Raw genomic sequence first — 701 nt, forward strand, 5'->3', positions numbered from 1 at the left:
GGCGACGACATTCCGATCATCCCGGGCTCGGCGCTTGCCGCGCTGGAGGATTCGAACAAGGAGATCGGCGAGGACGCCATCCGCAAGCTGATGGCGGCGGTCGACGACTACATCCCGACGCCTGAGCGTCCGATCGACCAGCCGTTCCTGATGCCGATCGAGGACGTGTTCTCGATCTCGGGCCGCGGCACGGTGGTGACCGGCCGCGTCGAGCGCGGCATCGTCAAGGTCGGCGAGGAGCTGGAGATCGTCGGCATCCGTCCGACGACGAAGACGACCTGCACGGGCGTCGAGATGTTCCGCAAGCTGCTCGACCAGGGCCAGGCGGGCGACAACATCGGCGCGCTGCTGCGCGGCGTCGACCGCGAGGGCGTCGAGCGCGGCCAGGTTCTGGCCAAGCCGGGCTCGGTGAAGCCGCACAAGAAGTTCAAGGCGGAAGCCTACATCCTGACCAAGGAGGAGGGTGGCCGTCACACGCCGTTCTTCACCAACTACCGTCCGCAGTTCTACTTCCGCACCACCGACGTGACCGGTATCGTGTCGCTGGCGGAAGGTACCGAGATGGTGATGCCGGGCGACAACGTGACGGTCGACGTCGAGCTGATCGTGCCGATCGCCATGGAGGAGAAGCTGCGCTTCGCCATCCGCGAAGGCGGCCGCACCGTCGGTGCCGGCGTCGTCGTGTCGATCACTGAATAAGA

The 701-nt window shown here is 66.2% G+C and carries 1 protein-coding gene; it reads left to right on the plus strand.

Annotated features, from left to right (window positions below; translation table 11 throughout):
- Positions 1–699, plus strand: a 699-nt coding sequence (locus C7I84_RS29335; RefSeq protein WP_245428665.1) for an EF-Tu C-terminal domain-related protein, incomplete at its 5' end; no start/stop codon positions are given.
- Positions 700–701 lie beyond the last annotated feature (2 nt).

Origin of the sequence: Kumtagia ephedrae, assembly GCF_003012745.1 — a bacterium.
Classification (GTDB): domain Bacteria; phylum Pseudomonadota; class Alphaproteobacteria; order Rhizobiales; family Rhizobiaceae; genus Kumtagia; species Kumtagia ephedrae.